A 15,291-nucleotide genomic window follows, 5' to 3' on the forward strand; every position below is an offset into this window, starting at 1 on the left:
AATAGGGGGCTCAGTCGTCCTGTTGAAGAGAACGTCAGCAAAGTTGAGTCTCCATGACTCAAGTGATTTGACAGCGAGAGAGCCTCGCGGCACTCTTGCCAACAGCAGACGCGACCCGCCGTACCTCGCCGAGCGGAGGCAGGCCGGGCCACATACGGAAGACGCAAGACCACCACGGAGGACGAGAGATCATGGCACGTGCGGTCGGAATCGACCTGGGGACGACCAACTCGGTCGTCGCGATCCTGGAGGGCGGGGAGCCCACGGTGATCGCCAACGCGGAGGGGTCACGTACCACTCCCTCGGTGGTGGCGTTCGCCAAGAACGGCGAGGTACTGGTCGGTGAGGTCGCCAAGCGGCAGGCCGTGACCAACGTGGACCGGACGATCCGTTCGGTCAAGCGTGAGATGGGCACCGACTGGAAGACCACGATCGACGGCAAGGACTTCACGCCGCAGCAGATCAGCGCGTTCGTCCTGCAGAAGCTGAAGAGGGACGCCGAGGCGTACCTGGGCGAGACGGTCACCGACGCGGTCGTCACCGTGCCGGCGTACTTCTCCGACCACCAGCGGCAGGCGACGAAGGAGGCCGGGCAGATCGCCGGCCTGAACGTCCTGCGCATCATCAACGAGCCGACCTCGGCGGCGCTGGCGTACCACCTGGAGAAGGAGAACGAGGCCACCATCCTGGTCTTCGACCTCGGTGGCGGTACGTTCGACGTCTCGCTGCTGGAAGTCGGCGACGGCGTGGTCGAGGTCAAGGCGACCTCCGGTGACAACCTCCTCGGTGGCGACGACTGGGACATGAAGGTCGTCGACTGGCTGGTGGAGAAGTTCAAGAACGCCAACGGCGTCGACCTGTCCAAGGACAAGATGGCGCTGCAGCGGCTGCGCGAGGCCGCGGAGAAGGCCAAGATCGAGCTGTCCTCGTCCAGCGAGACGCAGATCAACCTGCCCTACATCACCGCGTCCAGCGAGGGGCCGCTGCACCTGGACGAGAAGCTGACCCGGGGCGAGTTCCAGCGGCTGACCGCCGACCTGCTCGAGCGGACCAAGGCTCCGTTCAAGCAGGTGCTCAAGGACGCCGGGATCAGCGTGGACGGCATCCACCAGGTCGTGATGGTCGGCGGCTCCACCCGGATGCCCGCCGTGTCCGAGCTGGTCAAGGAGCTGACCGGGGGCAAGGACCCCAACAAGGGCGTCAACCCCGACGAGGTCGTCTCGATCGGCGCCAGCCTGCAGGCCGGCGTGCTCAAGGGCGAGGTCAAGGACGTCCTGCTGCTGGACGTGACCCCGCTGAGCCTGGGCATCGAGACCAAGGGCGGCATCTTCACCAAGATCATCGAGCGCAACACCACGATCCCGACCAAGCGCTCGGAGACCTTCACCACGGCCGACGACAACCAGCCGTCCGTGGAGATCCAGGTCTTCCAGGGCGAGCGCGAGATCGCGGCGTACAACAAGAAGCTCGGTACCTTCCAGCTCACCGGTCTGCCCCCGGCGCCGCGCGGCGTCCCGCAGATCGAGGTGACGTTCGACATCGACGCCAACGGCATCGTGAACGTCAGCGCGAAGGACCAGGGCACCGGCCGCGAGCAGTCGATGGTCATCACCGGCGGCTCGGCGCTGCCCAAGGACGACATCGACAAGATGATGCGCGAGGCCGAGGACTACGCCGAGGAGGACCGCAAGCGCAAGGAGGAGGCCGAGGTACGCAACCAGGCCGACACCCTGTCCTACTCGACCGAGAAGTTCCTGCGCGAGAACGACGACAAGGTCCCCGCCGACCTCAAGGCCGAGGTCGAGGAGGCCGTCGCCGAGGTCAAGAAGAACCTCGAGGGCACCGACATCGACGCGATCCGTACCAGCGCCGAGAAGCTCGCCACGACCAGCCAGAAGATGGGCGCGGCCATGTACGCCCAGAACCCTGAGGGCGCCCAGGCCGACGCCGGTCCGACGGCCGACGCGCAGGGCGGTGACGACACCCCGCAGGACGACGAGGTGGTCGACGCCGAGATCGTGGACGACGACAAGGACAAGAAGGACGGTGCCGCGTGACGACCCCTCCCGACAAGGGCGAGGGCGAGGAGCGCGAGGGCCCGGTGATCCGCGACAAGCGGCGCATCGATCCCGAGACGGGGCAGGTCCGGGAGCCGGCGGCGACGCCGGCCGCCCCGGGCCCGCCCCCGGGCGGTGCCGCCGCGTCCGGTGCCACGGCACCGGAGGCCGCGGATCCCCAGGCCGTCGAGCTCCAGGCCCGGCTCGACGAGCGCACCCTGGACCTGCAGCGGCTCAAGGCGGAGTACGACAACTACCGCCGGCGGGTCGAGCGGGACCGGGTCGCGGTCCGCGAGCAGGCCCTGGCCAACGTCCTGAACGAACTGCTTCCGATCCTGGACGACATCGGCCGGGCCCGTGACCACGAGGAACTGGTCGGCGGGTTCAAGTCGGTCGCCGAGACACTGGAGGCGATGACCGGCAAGCTCGGCCTGGAGCGGTACGGGGAGAAGGGCGAGCCCTTCGACCCGACCGTGCACGAGGCGCTGATGCACGGCTTCTCGCCGGACGTGACCGAGACCAGCGTCTCGGACGTCCTCCAGCCGGGTTACCGGATCGGCGAGCGGATCCTGCGGCCGGCCCGGGTCGCGGTGGCCGAGCCCGAGGCGGGCGGCGAAGTCCCCCCGGCCGAGGCCTGATCCGAACGAGGTGACTCCCCGGGGCGGCCCCGGCCGAGGCAAGGCCGGAGCCGCCCCGGGGAGCGAAACTTGAAGCAGGGCACGACGCAGGGCACGAGAGCAGGGCACGAGAAGAGGGAGAGCGGGGCGCCGTGAGCACCAAGGACTACCTGGAGAAGGACTACTACAAGGTCCTCGGTGTCACCAAGACCGCCTCACAGGACGAGATCAAGAAGTCGTACCGGAAGCTGGCGCGCAAGTACCACCCGGACGCCAACAAGGGCGACACCGACTCCGAGGACCGCTTCAAGGAGGTCTCCGAGGCGTACGACGTCCTCTCGGACGAGAAGCGCCGCAAGGAGTACGACTCGGTCCGGTCGATGCCCGGTGGTTTCCGGGGCGGCCGGCAGGGCGAGGGATTCGGCTTCGACCTGGGCGACCTGTTCGGGCAGCAGGGCGGCGGCGGTACCGCCGGTACGGGCGGCACCAGCGACCGGCTCGGCGACATCTTCGGCGGGCTGTTCAACCGAGGCGGCGGGGGCACCCGTACGACCACGGGAGCGCGCCGGGCACGCCGCGGCGCCGACGTCGAGACCGAGGTGACGCTGTCGTTCGGCCGGGCGCTGAACGGCGTGACCGTGCCGCTGAAGCTGACCAGCGAGGCCGGTTGCCCGAGTTGCCGCGGCACCGGCGCCAAGGCCGGGACCGTGCCCAGGGTCTGCCCCAACTGCGAGGGCACCGGGCACGAGACGCGCAACCTGGGCAACTTCGGGTTCCAGGAGCCGTGCCGCGAATGCCGCGGGCGCGGGCTGGTGGTGGACGACCCCTGCCCGACCTGCCACGGCAGCGGCCGCGCGACCGGGACCCGGACGATCCAGGCGCGGATCCCGGCGGGCGTCGCCGACGGCCAGAAGATCCGGCTCAAGGGCAAGGGCGCCCCGGGCGAGAACGGCGGCCCGGCCGGCGACCTGTACGTGAACATCAAGGTCAAGCCGCACAAGCTGTTCGGCCGCAGTGCCGACAACCTGACGCTGACCGTACCGGTGACGTTCCCGGAGGCCGCGCTCGGCGCGGAGATCAAGGTGCCGACGTTCCAGGGCCAGCCGGTGACGCTGCGGCTGCCCGAGGGCACGCCGAACGGCCGGACGCTCCGGGTCCGTGGCCGGGGCGCTCCCCGGCGCGACGGCACCAAGGGCGATCTGCTGGTGACGGTGGACGTCCAGATACCGCAGAAGCTCGACGACCAGACGCGCGAGGCCCTGGAGCGCCTCCGTGCCGCCGACTCCGGTGAGGATCTGCGCAGCGAGCTGCTCCAGCAGGCACGGGAGGAGTGAGGCGGGGTGAGCCATGATGAGCAGAGACCCCTTCGGTGACGACACGCCGGTCTATGTGATCTCGGTGGCCGCCCAGCTGTCCGGCCTGCATCCGCAGACGCTGCGCACCTACGACCGGCTGGGGCTGGTCTGCCCGGGCCGTACGGCGGGGCGGGGCCGCCGCTACTCGATGCGCGACATCGTGATGCTCCGCGAGATCCAGCGGCTCTCCCAGGAGGAGGGCATCAACCTGTCGGGCATCAAGCACATCCTGGAGCTGCAGCGCGACAACGTCATGCTCCGCGACGAGCTCGGCAAGGCGCACGCGGCTCTGGACGAGCTGGCCAACGAGCTCGAATCGACGCGGGCCGTCGCGGCACGCCTGGCTCAGCAGCGGCGGCGCGGTGACGCGGCCGGGGCTCCGGGCGTGCCGGGCGCCGATCTGGTGCCGATCCGCCGCACCAGCGTCGTGGTGTGGCAGGAACGCGACCGGAAGCAGGACTGACGGGGGAACGTGATGGACTACAAGCTGACGCAGAAGAGCCAGGAGGCGGTGTCGGTCGCGGTCCGCCGCACGGCGGCCGAGGGGCACCCCCAGGTGGAGCCCCAGCACCTGCTGGTGGCGCTGATCAGCCAGCCCGAGGGCACGGCCGTCCCGCTGCTGGAGGCCGTCGGCGCCGACTGGCAGGCGATCCGCCGCCGCGCCGAGGAGCAGCTGGCGGCCCAGCCGAAGGCGGCGGGCTCGACCGTCGCCTCGCCGCAGATGGCGCGGCAGACGATCGTGGCGATCAACACCGCGGCCAACCGGGCCAAGCAGCTGGAGGACGAGTACGTCTCGACCGAGCACCTGCTGGTCGGCCTGGCCACCGACGGCGGTCCGGCCGCGGGCCTGCTCAAGGAGTACGGGGCGACGCCGCAGGCACTGCTGGAGGCGTTCGAGAAGGTCCGCGGCCATGCCCGGGTGACCAGCGAGAACCCCGAGGACACGTACCAGGCCCTGGAGAAGTACGGCGTCGACCTGACCGCCGCCGCGCGCGAGGGCCGCCTCGACCCGGTGATCGGCCGCGACGCCCAGATCCGCCGCGTCGTCCAGGTGCTGTCGCGGCGTACCAAGAACAACCCGGTGCTGATCGGCGAGCCCGGCGTCGGCAAGACCGCCGTCGTCGAGGGGCTGGCCCAGCGGATCGTCGCCGGTGACGTCCCCGAGTCGCTGCGCGGCAAGCGGCTGGTCTCGCTGGACCTCAGCGCGATGGTTGCGGGCGCCAAGTACCGGGGCGAGTTCGAGGAGCGGCTCAAGGCCGTCCTGAACGAGATCAAGCAGAGCAACGGCCAGGTCGTCACGTTCATCGACGAGCTGCACACCGTCGTCGGCGCGGGCGCGGCCGAGGGCGCGATGGACGCCGGCAACATGCTCAAGCCGATGCTGGCCCGCGGCGAGCTGCGGATGATCGGCGCGACGACGCTGGACGAGTACCGCGAGCGGATCGAGAAGGACGCCGCCCTGGAGCGCCGGTTCCAGCAGGTCATGGTGGGCGAGCCGTCCGTCGAGGACACGATCGCGATCCTGCGCGGGCTCAAGGGCCGGTACGAGGCGCACCACAAGGTCCAGATCAACGACTCGGCCCTGGTCGCCGCCGCCACCCTGTCCGACCGCTACATCACCTCGCGGTTCCTGCCCGACAAGGCCATCGACCTGGTGGACGAGTCGGCCTCCCGGCTCCGGATGGAGATCGACTCGCGTCCCGTCGAGATCGACGAGCTGCAGCGCTCGGTCGACCGCCTCAAGATGGAGGAGATGGCGATCGGCAAGGAGACCGACGAGGCGTCTAAGCAGCGCCTCGAACGCCTCCGCCGCGACCTCGCCGACCGCCAGGAGCAGCTGAACGCCCTGGTCGGACGGTGGGAGCAGGAGAAGGCCGGGCTGAACCGGGTCGGCGAGATCAAGGAGCGGATCGACCAGCTCCGCGGCGAGGCCGAGCGCGCCCAGCGCGACGGCGACCTGGAGACCTCCGCCCGCCTCTCGTACGGCGAGATCCCGGCCCTGGAGAAGCAGCTGCACGAGGCGGCCGAGCAGGCCGACGACGAGAACCGCGACGCCATGGTCAAGGAGGAGGTCGGCCCGGACGACGTCGCCGACGTGGTGGAGTCCTGGACGGGCATCCCCGCCGGCCGCCTCCTCGAAGGCGAGACGGCCAAGCTGCTGCGGATGGAGGACGATCTCGGCCACCGCCTGATCGGCCAGGAGACCGCCGTCCGTACCGTCTCGGACGCGGTCCGCCGCGCCCGCGCGGGCGTCTCCGACCCCGACCGCCCGACCGGCTCGTTCCTGTTCCTCGGCCCCACCGGCGTCGGCAAGACCGAGCTGGCCAAGGCCCTGGCGGAGTTCCTGTTCGACGACGAGCGGGCGATCACCCGGATCGACATGAGCGAGTACTCCGAGAAGCACTCGGTGGCCCGCCTCGTCGGTGCCCCTCCCGGCTACGTCGGCTACGAGGAGGGCGGCCAGCTCACCGAGTCCGTACGGCGCCGCCCGTACAGTGCCGTCCTGCTGGACGAGGTCGAGAAGGCCCACCCGGAGGTGTTCGACATCCTCCTGCAGGTCCTCGACGACGGCCGCCTCACCGACGGCCAGGGCCGTACGGTCGACTTCCGGAACACGATCCTGATCCTCACGTCCAACCTCGGATCGCAGTTCCTGGTCGACCCGACGCTGGAGAACGGCGCCAAGAAGGAAGCCGTCATGAACGCCGTGCGCGCCGCGTTCAAGCCGGAGTTCCTCAACCGCCTGGACGACGTCATCCTCTTCGACGCCCTCTCCACCAGCGAGCTGACCCGGATCGTCGACCTCCAGGTCGAGCGCCTCGCGCTCCGCCTCGCCGACCGCCGGCTCACCCTCACGGTGACGGAGGCGGCGCGCGAGTGGCTGGCCATGACCGGCTACGACCCGCTGTACGGGGCCCGGCCGCTGCGCCGCCTCGTCCAGACGGCCATCGGCGACAAGCTGGCCCGCGCGCTGCTGTCCGGCGAGATCCGCGACGGTGACGAGGTGGTCGTCGACCTCGACGAGGCCGCCGACGCCCTGACCGTCACCCCGTCCCACGGCCTCGACTCCCAAGGGCCCGACCTCACCAAGTGATCCCCGGGCGGGGTCAGCGCCTGCCGGTGTTCCAGAAGCGGTACTCGTGGTCCTTGACGTAGTCGGCGCGCGTCCAGGCGCCGGAGGTCAGGGACTGTACGTGCCATCCGCGCTGGCCACGGTCACGCAGCCGGGGCCAGGCGTTCTCGCCGCCGCCGTTGGGGTCGCCGGTGGCGGCGAAGCGCACCCAGGCGCCGATCACCCGGTCACCGAGCCGGGCCTGCCGGGGCGTCAGCTCGTCGAACAGGGCCAGGTCGAACATGTACGGCAGTTCGGCCATGTGCTGGGCGGCGGCGGGGAAGCTCGGCGCCGGGTAGCCCTTGAACCAGGGGGTGTCCTGCTCGGCGAACTCGTACATCCGGGTGGGAGTCCAGCGTGACAGCGCGCGGGCGGTGTCGAGGGTCGGTGCCGACCAGACCGAGTCGGTCTTCACCTTCGCCAGCGTCCGTCCGGCCGAGGCACCGAGCGGGTAGCGCTTCAGTACGGCGTGGGCCCGCGTGCCGTGCTCCTTCCTGATCTCGCGCTCGTACTCCTGGGCCGGCATGGGTTCGCCGGTCGCCAGCTCCTGGCCGAGGATCATCCCGTTCTCCTCGTCGTGGTTGACGCCGATGAGGACGGGGACCCGGTTGAAGCGGCCCGTGCGCAGAGCCTCGTCGACCGGGAGCGGCAGCTCGGGCGTACCGCTGACCGGGCGCGGCTCACGGTCGGTGCCGTAGGCCTCCAGAAGCTTCTCGATCCCGACGTTGCGCAGGCACTCCGCCACGTCGGCGTGCTTCGCGCACCCCGCATTCTTGATCACATCCACGGCTTCGGCGTCGGCCTCGGCCCTGGTACGGGAGGCGTTGCCGGGAGTGTCGCAAGGGGAGCTCTGCAGGATCGCCCGCTGGAACAGCCCCGCGGACGCCGGGGACGCCAGATGGCCGCAGACGCCGAAGCCGCCGCCGGACTGGCCCATGATCGTCACATTGCCCGCGTCGCCGCCGAACGCCCCGATGTTCCGGCGCACCCAGCCGAGCGCCGCGCGCTGATCGTCCAGCGCGAGACCGCCCGACTCCTTCAGGGACGGGTGGGTCAGGAAGCTGGTGACGCCCAGGCGGTAGTTCATCGACACCACGACGGCACCACCACGGGCGAGCCGATCCGGGCCGTACAGGTCGCCCATCCCGTACATCATGCTGCCGCCGTGGATCCACACGATGACCGGCGACTTCCCGCGCTTGCCCGCCGGCGCGGTGACGTTGACGTTCAGGCAGTCCTCGTCGGTACTGGGCTTGCCGATCGGGTATCCGGCGGGCTGCGCGCACACCTTGCCGGGCGCGGTGGCGTCCCGTACACCGGTCCACGCGGCGGCCGGGCGCGGCCGGTCGAAGCGGGCGGCCGTGGCGTACGGGATGCCCTGGAACGACCGCACCCCCGACCCCACCGTGCCGCGTACGGCGCCCTTCGCGGTGACCACGACCGAGGGGTCGGGAGCCGCCTGGACGGCGGACGCGAACGGTACGAGCAGCGCGGACAGCGCAAGCCCCAGGCCCAACGGCGCGATCTTCTTCATGTCCTTCTCCCAGTTGGTCAGGCCCTGCTGGTCAGGGCCCTATTGGCCAGACCTTGTCGATCAAGCGACGAGCAGGACTCTAACCAGGATTTGCACGATCGCGCAAGACGAACGCCTAAGACGTTCGCCTAAGGCGTCCGTGCCAATCCGGTGGTAGGTTGCCGCGTATGGGAAACCGCGAGGACCTGCTCGCCGGCGCCAAGCGGTGCCTGCGCGAGAAGGGCTACGACCGCACCAGCGTCCGCGACATCGCCACCACGGCGGGGGTGAGCATGGCCGCGATCGGCTACCACTACGGGTCGCGGGAGGCGCTGCTCAGCCAGGCGCTGTTCGGCCTCCTGGACGAGTGGGGCGACAGCCTCGGCCGCGCGCTCGCTCCCGGAGCCGGAGACGACGCCGTGCGCGGCTTCGAGCGCATGTGGGACGGGCTGATCGAGCAGTTCGCCGAGCATCCGGACCTGTGGCTGGCCACGGTCGAGCTGTTCATGCAGGCGCAGCGGCAGCCCGAGCTACGCGAGCAGCTCGCGGACGGGATCGATCAGGGATGGCGCGGCATGGCCGCGATCCTGGAGAGCGTCCCGGAGGAGGCGGTCACCGAACGTTCCGCCCGGACCCTCGGGATGATCCAGACGGCGCTGCTGTCGGGCGTGATGATCCAGTGCCTCAGCGCTCCCCCGGGCTCCGCCCCCACCTCGGCCGACGTGCTGGAAGGACTGCGGGCGATGGCGAAGCTCATCGAACCCGCCTGACCGGCGCCGCCTCACACGGCTAGGGAGTCTGATCGGCCGGGGTGCAGTCCGGTCCGTCGCGCCACAGTTCGCCGGCGGAGCCGGCGGCGAGGTGGTCGGCGTACAGGCCGACCTTCCAATGGATGACGTCCAGCGCTTCCTGCAGGTCGGCCATCTGCCGCCGCACCTTCTCCTCGTGCCGGCGCAGAATCTCGTACCGTTCGGCCTCGTTGCCCGGGCCCTCCCGGACGAGCTCCGCGTACCGGCGGATATCCGGCAGTGACATCCCCGAGGAGCGCAGCTTCGTGCAGACCTGCAGCCAGCCGACCGCCTGCTCGGTGAACTCGCGCCGCCCCGCGCCGTTGCGCCGTACGGGTGTGACGAACAGTCCCTCCTGCTCGTAGAACCGCAGCGTGTGCGTCGACAAGCCGGTCCGCGCGCTGACCTCGCCGATGGTCAGCATCGTCCCTGGAGCAGTGGTCATGCGGCCCAGTATAGGAATTTGACTTCGAGTCGACTCGAACTCGTACCGTCGGGCGACGCACCGATGGAAGGAAGCACCGTGGCCAGAACATGGTTCATCACCGGCACCTCGTCGGGATTCGGACGGCTGCTCACCGAGCAGTTGCTCGCGCGCGGCGATCGGGTCGCCGCGACGCTGCGCAAGCCCGAGGCCCTCGACGACCTTCGCGCCGCTCACCGCGACCGGCTCTGGGTGGCACGGCTCGACGTCACCGACGCCGACCAGGTGCGGTACGTCGTGGACGAGGCGTTCGCCGCCCTCGGCACGATCGACGTGGTCGTCAACAACGCCGGGTACGGTCTGTTCGCCTCGGTCGAGGAGACCACGGACGAGCAGATCCGGCAGGTGCTCGACACCAACCTGCTCGGCTCGATCCACGTCGTACGCGCCGTACTGCCCCACCTGCGCGCGCAGGGACACGGCCGCATCCTGCAGGTCTCCAGCGCGGGCGGCCAGGTGGCGTACCCGAACTTCGGCTACTACCACGCGTCGAAATGGGGCATCGAAGGCTTCTGCGAGGCCGTCGCCCGAGAGATCGAGCCGTTCGGTATCGGCCTCACCATCGTCGAGCCGGGGGCGACACCGACCGGGTTCGGTGCCGCACTGGCCACCGCACCGGTCATGGCGGAGTACGACCAGGGACCGGCAGGCGATACCAGGCGAGCCGTCGCGGACGGGACGTTCCCGCTGGCCAACGCCCCGGAGAAGATCGCCCGCGCGATGATCGACCTCGTCGACCGCAAGGAGGTCCCGTTGCGGCTGCCGCTCGGAACCGACACGTACCACGACGTGCGCGCGGCACTCGTCGCGCGCCTTGCCGAGCACGACGAGCACCGCGAGACCGCGCTGTCCGTCGTTCGCGACGACCTCAAAAAAAGCGGAGTAGCTCAGTGAGCACTCATTAAGGCTGACCCACCTGCTGCTACGGCTTCTGGTAGAGCTCGTACAGGGCCTCGTAATCGGCGTTCTCGAACGTACCGCTCTCCACGTACACGTCGAGGGCGTCGAGGATGGCGTGCCACCCGACGGTGTAGTCGGTCACGGCCGACGAGCGCAGCGGACGGTGCAGCAGCACCAGGACGGTGCCGCCGTCCTCGGCGCGCAGCTCCCAGCGCACGATCGCGCGCGGCTCGCCCGGCCAGGTCCACGAGTGCTCCAGCACCTTGCCGGGCTCGACCGCCAGGACCTCCCCGTCGGCCCGGCCCTCGTCCCCGAAGTCATAGACCACCGCCCCGCCGACCTCGGCCTCGATCCGTACCCCGGGAATCCACGTCGCCTGCTGGTCGGGATCGACGAGCGCCTGCCAGACACGTTCAGGTGGATGGGGGAGGCGCCGTTCGAAGCGGATACGCCACATGCCGTCGGGGCCCTCGGTCAGGGTGCCGCGCCGGGTGTCGTTCATGGGTCCTCATTTCCGAGGTCGTCCAGGTGCGATGCCAGCGAGTCCAGGCGCCGCGCCCAGTTGTCGCGGGTGTGCTCGATCCAGCCGGTGATCTCGTTCAGCGGCGCCGGGTCGAGCCGGTAGAGCCGGCGTTGCGCGTCGCCCCGCCTGCTCACCAGCCCGGCCTCGCGCAGCACGCGCAGATGCCGGGACACCGCCGGACGGCTGATCCCGAACTCGGCGGCCAGCTCACCGGCGCTCCGTTCCCGTACGGCCACCAGCCCCAGCAGGCGGCGCCGGTGCGGATCGGCCAGTGCCTCGAACACGCTCTGGCTCATGGCTCCTTTGTAACCTATGGGCTACATAAGCAGCAAGCCATGTAGCGGGGAGCCGCCGAGTGTTACGGCGGCTCGCGATGGACGGAAAAGGCTCAGGGCCGTCAGACCGGGTGGTCTGACGGCCCTGTTCGGCCCTTTCATGGTCAGGACTTGTTGAAGGTGTTCTTGGCCCAGAGGTAGGAGATGAGGGCGATGGCGGTGCACCAGGCGGTGGCGATGGCGGCGCTGCTGCCGATGGGGTTGCCCATGAGGAGGCCGCGGATCGTTTCCATGATGGGGGTGAAGGGCTGGTATTCGGCGAACCAGCGCAGGGCGGTGGGCATGGAGTCGGTGGGGACGAAGCCGCTGCCGAGAAAGGGCAGCAGGATCAGGGGCATCGGGGCGTTGCTGGCGGCCTCGGGGGTGGAGGACTTCAGGCCGAGGGCGACCGAGAGCCAGGTGATGGCCACGGCGAACAGGGTGAGGAGTCCGGCGGTGGCCAGCCACTCCACGGCGGTGGCGTTCGGGCGGAAGCCGATCGCCACGGCGATGGCGATCAGGACGACCATGCCGAGGAGTTGCTGGATGACGCTGCCGACCACGTGGCCGGTCAGGACCGAGGCCCGGGAGATCCGCATGGTGCGGAAGCGGGCGATGATGCCCTCGGTCATGTCGGTGGCGACCATGACCGCGGTTCCGGTGGCGGCCGTGGCGGCCGCCATGAGCAGGATGCCGGGGACGATGTAGGCGATGTAGGTGTCGCGGCCGCCGCCGAGGCCGGCGCCGAGGGTGCCGCCGAAGACGTAGACGAACAGCAGCAGCAGGATGACGGGTGTCACGATCAGCTGAATGGTCATGGACGGGTAGCGCAGCATCCGCTTGAGCTGGCGGCGGACCATGGTGGACGAGTCGCGTGCGGCGAGGGTGAGGGTGCTCATCGGGTGATCTCCTGCTTCTGGCCGGTGAGGGTGAGGAAGACGTCGTCGAGGTCGGGGGTGTGGACGCTCATCTCGGCGACGTCGATGGAGCGTTCGTCCAGCAGGGTGAGCAGTTCGCGGACCGCGCGGACACCGCCGTCGCTGGGCACCTGCAGGGTGAGCGCTTCGGGGTCGGTGGCTCCGACCCCGACCAGGTCACGGGCCGCGTCCAGCAGCTTGGTGTCGGTGAAGGTGAGCTGGATGTGGCCGCCGGGGATGAGCCGCTTGAGTTCTTCGGCGGTGCCTTCGGCGATGAGGCGTCCGTGGTCCAGGAGGGCGATGCGGTCGGCGAGTTCGTCGGCTTCTTCCAGGTACTGGGTGGTGAGGAAGATGGTGACGCCGGTGGAGACCAGGTCGCGGACGATCTGCCACATGGAGCGGCGGCTGCGCGGGTCCAGGCCGGTGGTGGGTTCGTCGAGGAAGATCAGGCGGGGGTCGCCGACCAGGGTCATCGCCAGGTCCAGCCGGCGCTGCATGCCGCCGGAGTAGGTCGCGGCGGTCTTGCCGCCGGCCTCGACCAGGTCGAATCGCTCGAGTAGTTCCTTGGCCTTGTGCTTGCCGTCGCGGCGGGACAGGTGGTGCAGGTCGGCCATCAGCAGCAGGTTCTCCTCGCCTGTGAGGAGCTTGTCGACCGCCGAGTACTGACCGGTGACCCCGATAGCGCCACGCACATCATCGGGCTTGCGGGCCAGGTCATGGCCGGCGACCTGGATGGTGCCGCCGTCGGCCGGGGTCAGGGTGGACAGGATCTGCACGGTGGTGGTCTTACCGGCACCGTTCGGGCCGAGCAGGGAGAAGATCGTTCCCTCGGGGACGGCCAGATCGATGCCGTCCAGCACGACCTTGTCGCCGTCCTTGCCCGGATAGGACTTGCGCAACCCGATCGCTGCGATGGCCAGAGTGGTCATGGTGGTGCTCCCTTGGGGGCGTGGGGGTGGCGGCTGTGGGTCAGAGGCTGTGGGCGGTGATGTCGCCGTAGGCGGTGGTGGCCTGGATGTTCAGGTCGGCGGTGCCGTCGTTCTTGAGGTTGTTGGTGATGCGGCCGCGGGTGGTGCCGGCGTCCAGGGAGGCCGAGACTCCGGTGGCCGCGCCGACGGTGATGTCGCCGGCCTGGGTGTTCAGCACGACCCGGCCGCCCATGGCCTCGGTGATGCGGATGTCGCCCTTGGCGGTGGTGATCTCGGCGGGGCCGCCCAACCGGCCGATCTCGATGTCGCCGGCCTGGGTGGTCAGGGTCAGGGCGGCGGTCTCGTCGATCTTGATATCGCCGTGCGCGCTGTCCAGGGCGACGTCGCCGAACCGTCCCACGCCGCGGAACTCGGCGCTGGCGGTCTTGGCCTCCAGCCGGGACCCGGCGGGCAGCTGGACGGTCACCTCCACGTACCCGGAGGCACCCAGGATCTGGCGGCTGTCGGGGCCCTGGATCCGCAGGACACCGTCGGCGTACTCGACCGTGGTCTGCTCGGCGGCCTTCACGTCGCGGCCCTTGGCGGCGTTGGCGGGCAGCACCTCCACCGTGGTGTCGGCGCGGTCGGCGGCGATGAACCGGACCCGCCCGGCGGGGATCTCCAGAACGGCGGTGACCGGGGCGGCGGTGGCGAACTTCTCCATGGGGTGCTCCCTGACTCGTTGCTTGCGACTCGTTGTTTCGTACAACGCAAAAGCTACGTTGCTTTCCAAGTCTCGGCAACAAGAGCGTTGCGAACGCAACACATTTATGCAGGTCGCAGGCAGTAAATTGTTGCAACGGACCTGAAGCGTAACGCAACACTGGCGACTCTTCGTTGCAATGCACTGAAGGTTAACGCTAGGGTGGAGGCCTCGACGAGCACGGAGGAGACCGCGATGCCGGGAGGCAGACTCACCCAGCAGGACCGCCAGCAGATCGCCCTGGGGCTGGCCGACGGGCTCGCCTACGCGGAGATCGCGAGACGTCTCGATCGTCCGACCTCGACGATCACGCGCGAGGTGATGCGCAACGGCGGTCCCACCGGCTACCGCTCCGACCTGGCCCACCGCGCCACCGAACGCCGCACCCAGCGGCGCAGGCCCGCCTCGTCCCAAGGAGCGGCGGTGGTCCCCCAGCCGCATGGCCGCGACGCCGAGGCCGTACGCGAGTACGAGGAGACGTTCACCACCGTCATGATGGCCTCGGGCCTGCCCAAGATGATGGCCCGGGTGCTGGTCTGCCTCTACACGACCGACTCCGGCAGTCTCACCGCGGCCGAACTCGCCCAGCACCTCCAGGTCAGCCCGGCGACCATCTCCAAGGCGATCACGTTCCTGGACGGCCAGGGCCTCGTCCAGCGGGCGGCCGGCGAACGCCGCCGCGAACGCTACTTCGTCGACGACGACCTCTGGTACCGGTCGATGATCGCCAGCATCCAGGCCAACGCCCAGCTCGTCGAGACCGCACGGCAGGGCGTCGCCGTTCTCGGCTCCGGTACCCCGGCCGCCGTCCGCCTGGAGAACGTCGCCCGCTTCCTCGACTTCGTCGGCGAAAGCATGGAACGCGCCGCACAGCAAGCCCGCGAGGTCCTCTCCACCAAACCCGAAGCGACCCCGGACGACGGCGACAGCCCCACTCCTTGACCGCGCTCTCCCCGTTGACTCGTGGCGTGTTCGCCCCTGGCATCGCCCGGCGAGGCGAACACGCCACGAGTCAACGCAAGGCGGCGATGCCGAGCACA

The 15,291-nt window shown here is 69.8% G+C and carries 15 protein-coding genes; 8 read left to right on the top strand and 7 right to left on the bottom strand.

The window, feature by feature from the left end; genetic code table 11:
• The first annotated feature begins 191 nt into the window (after positions 1–191).
• The 5 genes from dnaK (at position 192) to clpB (ending at position 7,123) form a co-directional block, all read left to right on the top strand.
• Complete coding sequence (gene dnaK, locus ACH34Q_RS44200) at positions 192–2,057, top strand: molecular chaperone DnaK (protein WP_395989235.1); 1,866 nt, start codon at positions 192–194, stop codon at positions 2,055–2,057.
• Positions 2,054–2,695 (top strand): nucleotide exchange factor GrpE, encoded by a 642-nt coding sequence (gene grpE, locus ACH34Q_RS44205; RefSeq protein WP_395989236.1) that lies wholly within the window; start codon positions 2,054–2,056, stop codon positions 2,693–2,695. The genes dnaK and grpE overlap by 4 nt, the downstream gene beginning before the upstream one ends.
• Before the next feature lie 131 nt (positions 2,696–2,826).
• Positions 2,827–4,008, top strand: coding sequence for a molecular chaperone DnaJ (dnaJ, locus tag ACH34Q_RS44210; protein ID WP_395989237.1), 1,182 nt, complete (start codon positions 2,827–2,829; stop codon positions 4,006–4,008).
• A 16-nt stretch (positions 4,009–4,024) separates the two neighbouring features.
• Positions 4,025–4,492 (top strand): heat shock protein transcriptional repressor HspR, encoded by a 468-nt coding sequence (locus ACH34Q_RS44215; RefSeq protein WP_395989238.1) that lies wholly within the window; start codon positions 4,025–4,027, stop codon positions 4,490–4,492.
• 12 nt (positions 4,493–4,504) lie between these two features.
• A complete protein-coding gene (clpB, locus tag ACH34Q_RS44220; protein ID WP_395989239.1) occupies positions 4,505–7,123 on the top strand; it encodes an ATP-dependent chaperone ClpB in 2,619 nt (872 codons plus the stop codon).
• A gap of 13 nt (positions 7,124–7,136) precedes the next feature.
• On the opposite strand, the gene ACH34Q_RS44225 is transcribed toward clpB, so the two are convergent.
• Positions 7,137–8,675, bottom strand: coding sequence for a carboxylesterase/lipase family protein (locus tag ACH34Q_RS44225; RefSeq protein ID WP_395989240.1), 1,539 nt, complete (start codon positions 8,673–8,675; stop codon positions 7,137–7,139).
• A gap of 167 nt (positions 8,676–8,842) precedes the next feature.
• On the opposite strand from ACH34Q_RS44225, the gene ACH34Q_RS44230 reads away from it, so the two are divergent.
• Positions 8,843–9,424, top strand: a complete 582-nt coding sequence (locus ACH34Q_RS44230) for a TetR/AcrR family transcriptional regulator (RefSeq protein ID WP_395989241.1) — start codon at positions 8,843–8,845, stop codon at positions 9,422–9,424.
• A gap of 19 nt (positions 9,425–9,443) precedes the next feature.
• Here ACH34Q_RS44230 and ACH34Q_RS44235 read toward each other — a convergent pair whose 3' ends face one another.
• Positions 9,444–9,887 carry a MerR family transcriptional regulator gene (locus tag ACH34Q_RS44235; RefSeq protein WP_395989242.1) on the bottom strand — a complete coding sequence of 148 codons (444 nt, stop codon included), beginning with the start codon at positions 9,885–9,887 and terminating at the stop codon, positions 9,444–9,446.
• Positions 9,888–9,965: 78 nt separating this feature from the next.
• Between ACH34Q_RS44235 and ACH34Q_RS44240 the strand changes: the two genes are divergently transcribed.
• The gene (locus ACH34Q_RS44240) at positions 9,966–10,820 is read left to right on the top strand and encodes an SDR family oxidoreductase (RefSeq protein ID WP_395989243.1); all 855 of its coding nucleotides are present in this window, start codon (positions 9,966–9,968) and stop codon (positions 10,818–10,820) included.
• A gap of 28 nt (positions 10,821–10,848) precedes the next feature.
• Here the strand turns inward: ACH34Q_RS44240 and ACH34Q_RS44245 are convergent, their stop codons facing one another.
• The 5 genes from ACH34Q_RS44245 to ACH34Q_RS44265 form a co-directional block, all read right to left on the bottom strand.
• A complete protein-coding gene (locus ACH34Q_RS44245) occupies positions 10,849–11,328 on the bottom strand; it encodes an SRPBCC family protein (protein ID WP_395989244.1) in 480 nt (159 codons plus the stop codon).
• Positions 11,325–11,645 carry an ArsR/SmtB family transcription factor gene (locus ACH34Q_RS44250; protein ID WP_395989245.1) on the bottom strand — a complete coding sequence of 107 codons (321 nt, stop codon included), beginning with the start codon at positions 11,643–11,645 and terminating at the stop codon, positions 11,325–11,327. The genes ACH34Q_RS44245 and ACH34Q_RS44250 overlap by 4 nt, the downstream gene beginning before the upstream one ends.
• Before the next feature lie 143 nt (positions 11,646–11,788).
• Entirely contained in the window at positions 11,789–12,562 is a 774-nt protein-coding gene (locus ACH34Q_RS44255; RefSeq protein ID WP_395989246.1) for an ABC transporter permease, read from the bottom strand.
• Positions 12,559–13,509 carry an ATP-binding cassette domain-containing protein gene (locus tag ACH34Q_RS44260; protein ID WP_395989247.1) on the bottom strand — a complete coding sequence of 317 codons (951 nt, stop codon included), beginning with the start codon at positions 13,507–13,509 and terminating at the stop codon, positions 12,559–12,561. The genes ACH34Q_RS44255 and ACH34Q_RS44260 overlap by 4 nt, the downstream gene beginning before the upstream one ends.
• Positions 13,510–13,549: 40 nt before the next feature.
• Entirely contained in the window at positions 13,550–14,212 is a 663-nt protein-coding gene (locus tag ACH34Q_RS44265; RefSeq protein WP_395989248.1) for a DUF4097 family beta strand repeat-containing protein, read from the bottom strand.
• Between the two features lie 234 nt (positions 14,213–14,446).
• Here ACH34Q_RS44265 and ACH34Q_RS44270 point away from each other — a divergent pair, with 234 nt between their 5' ends.
• Positions 14,447–15,193, top strand: coding sequence for a helix-turn-helix domain-containing protein (locus tag ACH34Q_RS44270; RefSeq protein WP_395989249.1), 747 nt, complete (start codon positions 14,447–14,449; stop codon positions 15,191–15,193).
• Positions 15,194–15,291 lie beyond the last annotated feature (98 nt).

The organism is Actinomadura sp. 9N407, assembly GCF_044326315.1.
In the GTDB taxonomy this organism is placed as follows: Bacteria; Actinomycetota; Actinomycetes; order Streptosporangiales; family Streptosporangiaceae; genus Spirillospora.

Bases quoted from the DNA above. Each gene is read 5' to 3' on its own strand.
- dnaK (WP_395989235.1), top strand. From the start codon at position 192: ATGGCACGTGCGGTCGGAATCGACCTGGGGACGACCAACTCGGTCGTC.
- ACH34Q_RS44215 (WP_395989238.1), top strand. From the start codon at position 4,025: ATGAGCAGAGACCCCTTCGGTGACGACACGCCGGTCTATGTGATCTCG.
- clpB (WP_395989239.1), top strand. From the start codon at position 4,505: ATGGACTACAAGCTGACGCAGAAGAGCCAGGAGGCGGTGTCGGTCGCG.
- ACH34Q_RS44225 (WP_395989240.1), bottom strand. From the start codon at position 8,675: ATGAAGAAGATCGCGCCGTTGGGCCTGGGGCTTGCGCTGTCCGCGCTG.
- ACH34Q_RS44230 (WP_395989241.1), top strand. From the start codon at position 8,843: ATGGGAAACCGCGAGGACCTGCTCGCCGGCGCCAAGCGGTGCCTGCGC.
- ACH34Q_RS44235 (WP_395989242.1), bottom strand. From the start codon at position 9,887: ATGACCACTGCTCCAGGGACGATGCTGACCATCGGCGAGGTCAGCGCG.
- ACH34Q_RS44245 (WP_395989244.1), bottom strand. From the start codon at position 11,328: ATGAACGACACCCGGCGCGGCACCCTGACCGAGGGCCCCGACGGCATG.
- ACH34Q_RS44250 (WP_395989245.1), bottom strand. From the start codon at position 11,645: ATGAGCCAGAGCGTGTTCGAGGCACTGGCCGATCCGCACCGGCGCCGC.
- ACH34Q_RS44255 (WP_395989246.1), bottom strand. From the start codon at position 12,562: ATGAGCACCCTCACCCTCGCCGCACGCGACTCGTCCACCATGGTCCGC.
- ACH34Q_RS44260 (WP_395989247.1), bottom strand. From the start codon at position 13,509: ATGACCACTCTGGCCATCGCAGCGATCGGGTTGCGCAAGTCCTATCCG.
- ACH34Q_RS44265 (WP_395989248.1), bottom strand. From the start codon at position 14,212: ATGGAGAAGTTCGCCACCGCCGCCCCGGTCACCGCCGTTCTGGAGATC.
- ACH34Q_RS44270 (WP_395989249.1), top strand. From the start codon at position 14,447: ATGCCGGGAGGCAGACTCACCCAGCAGGACCGCCAGCAGATCGCCCTG.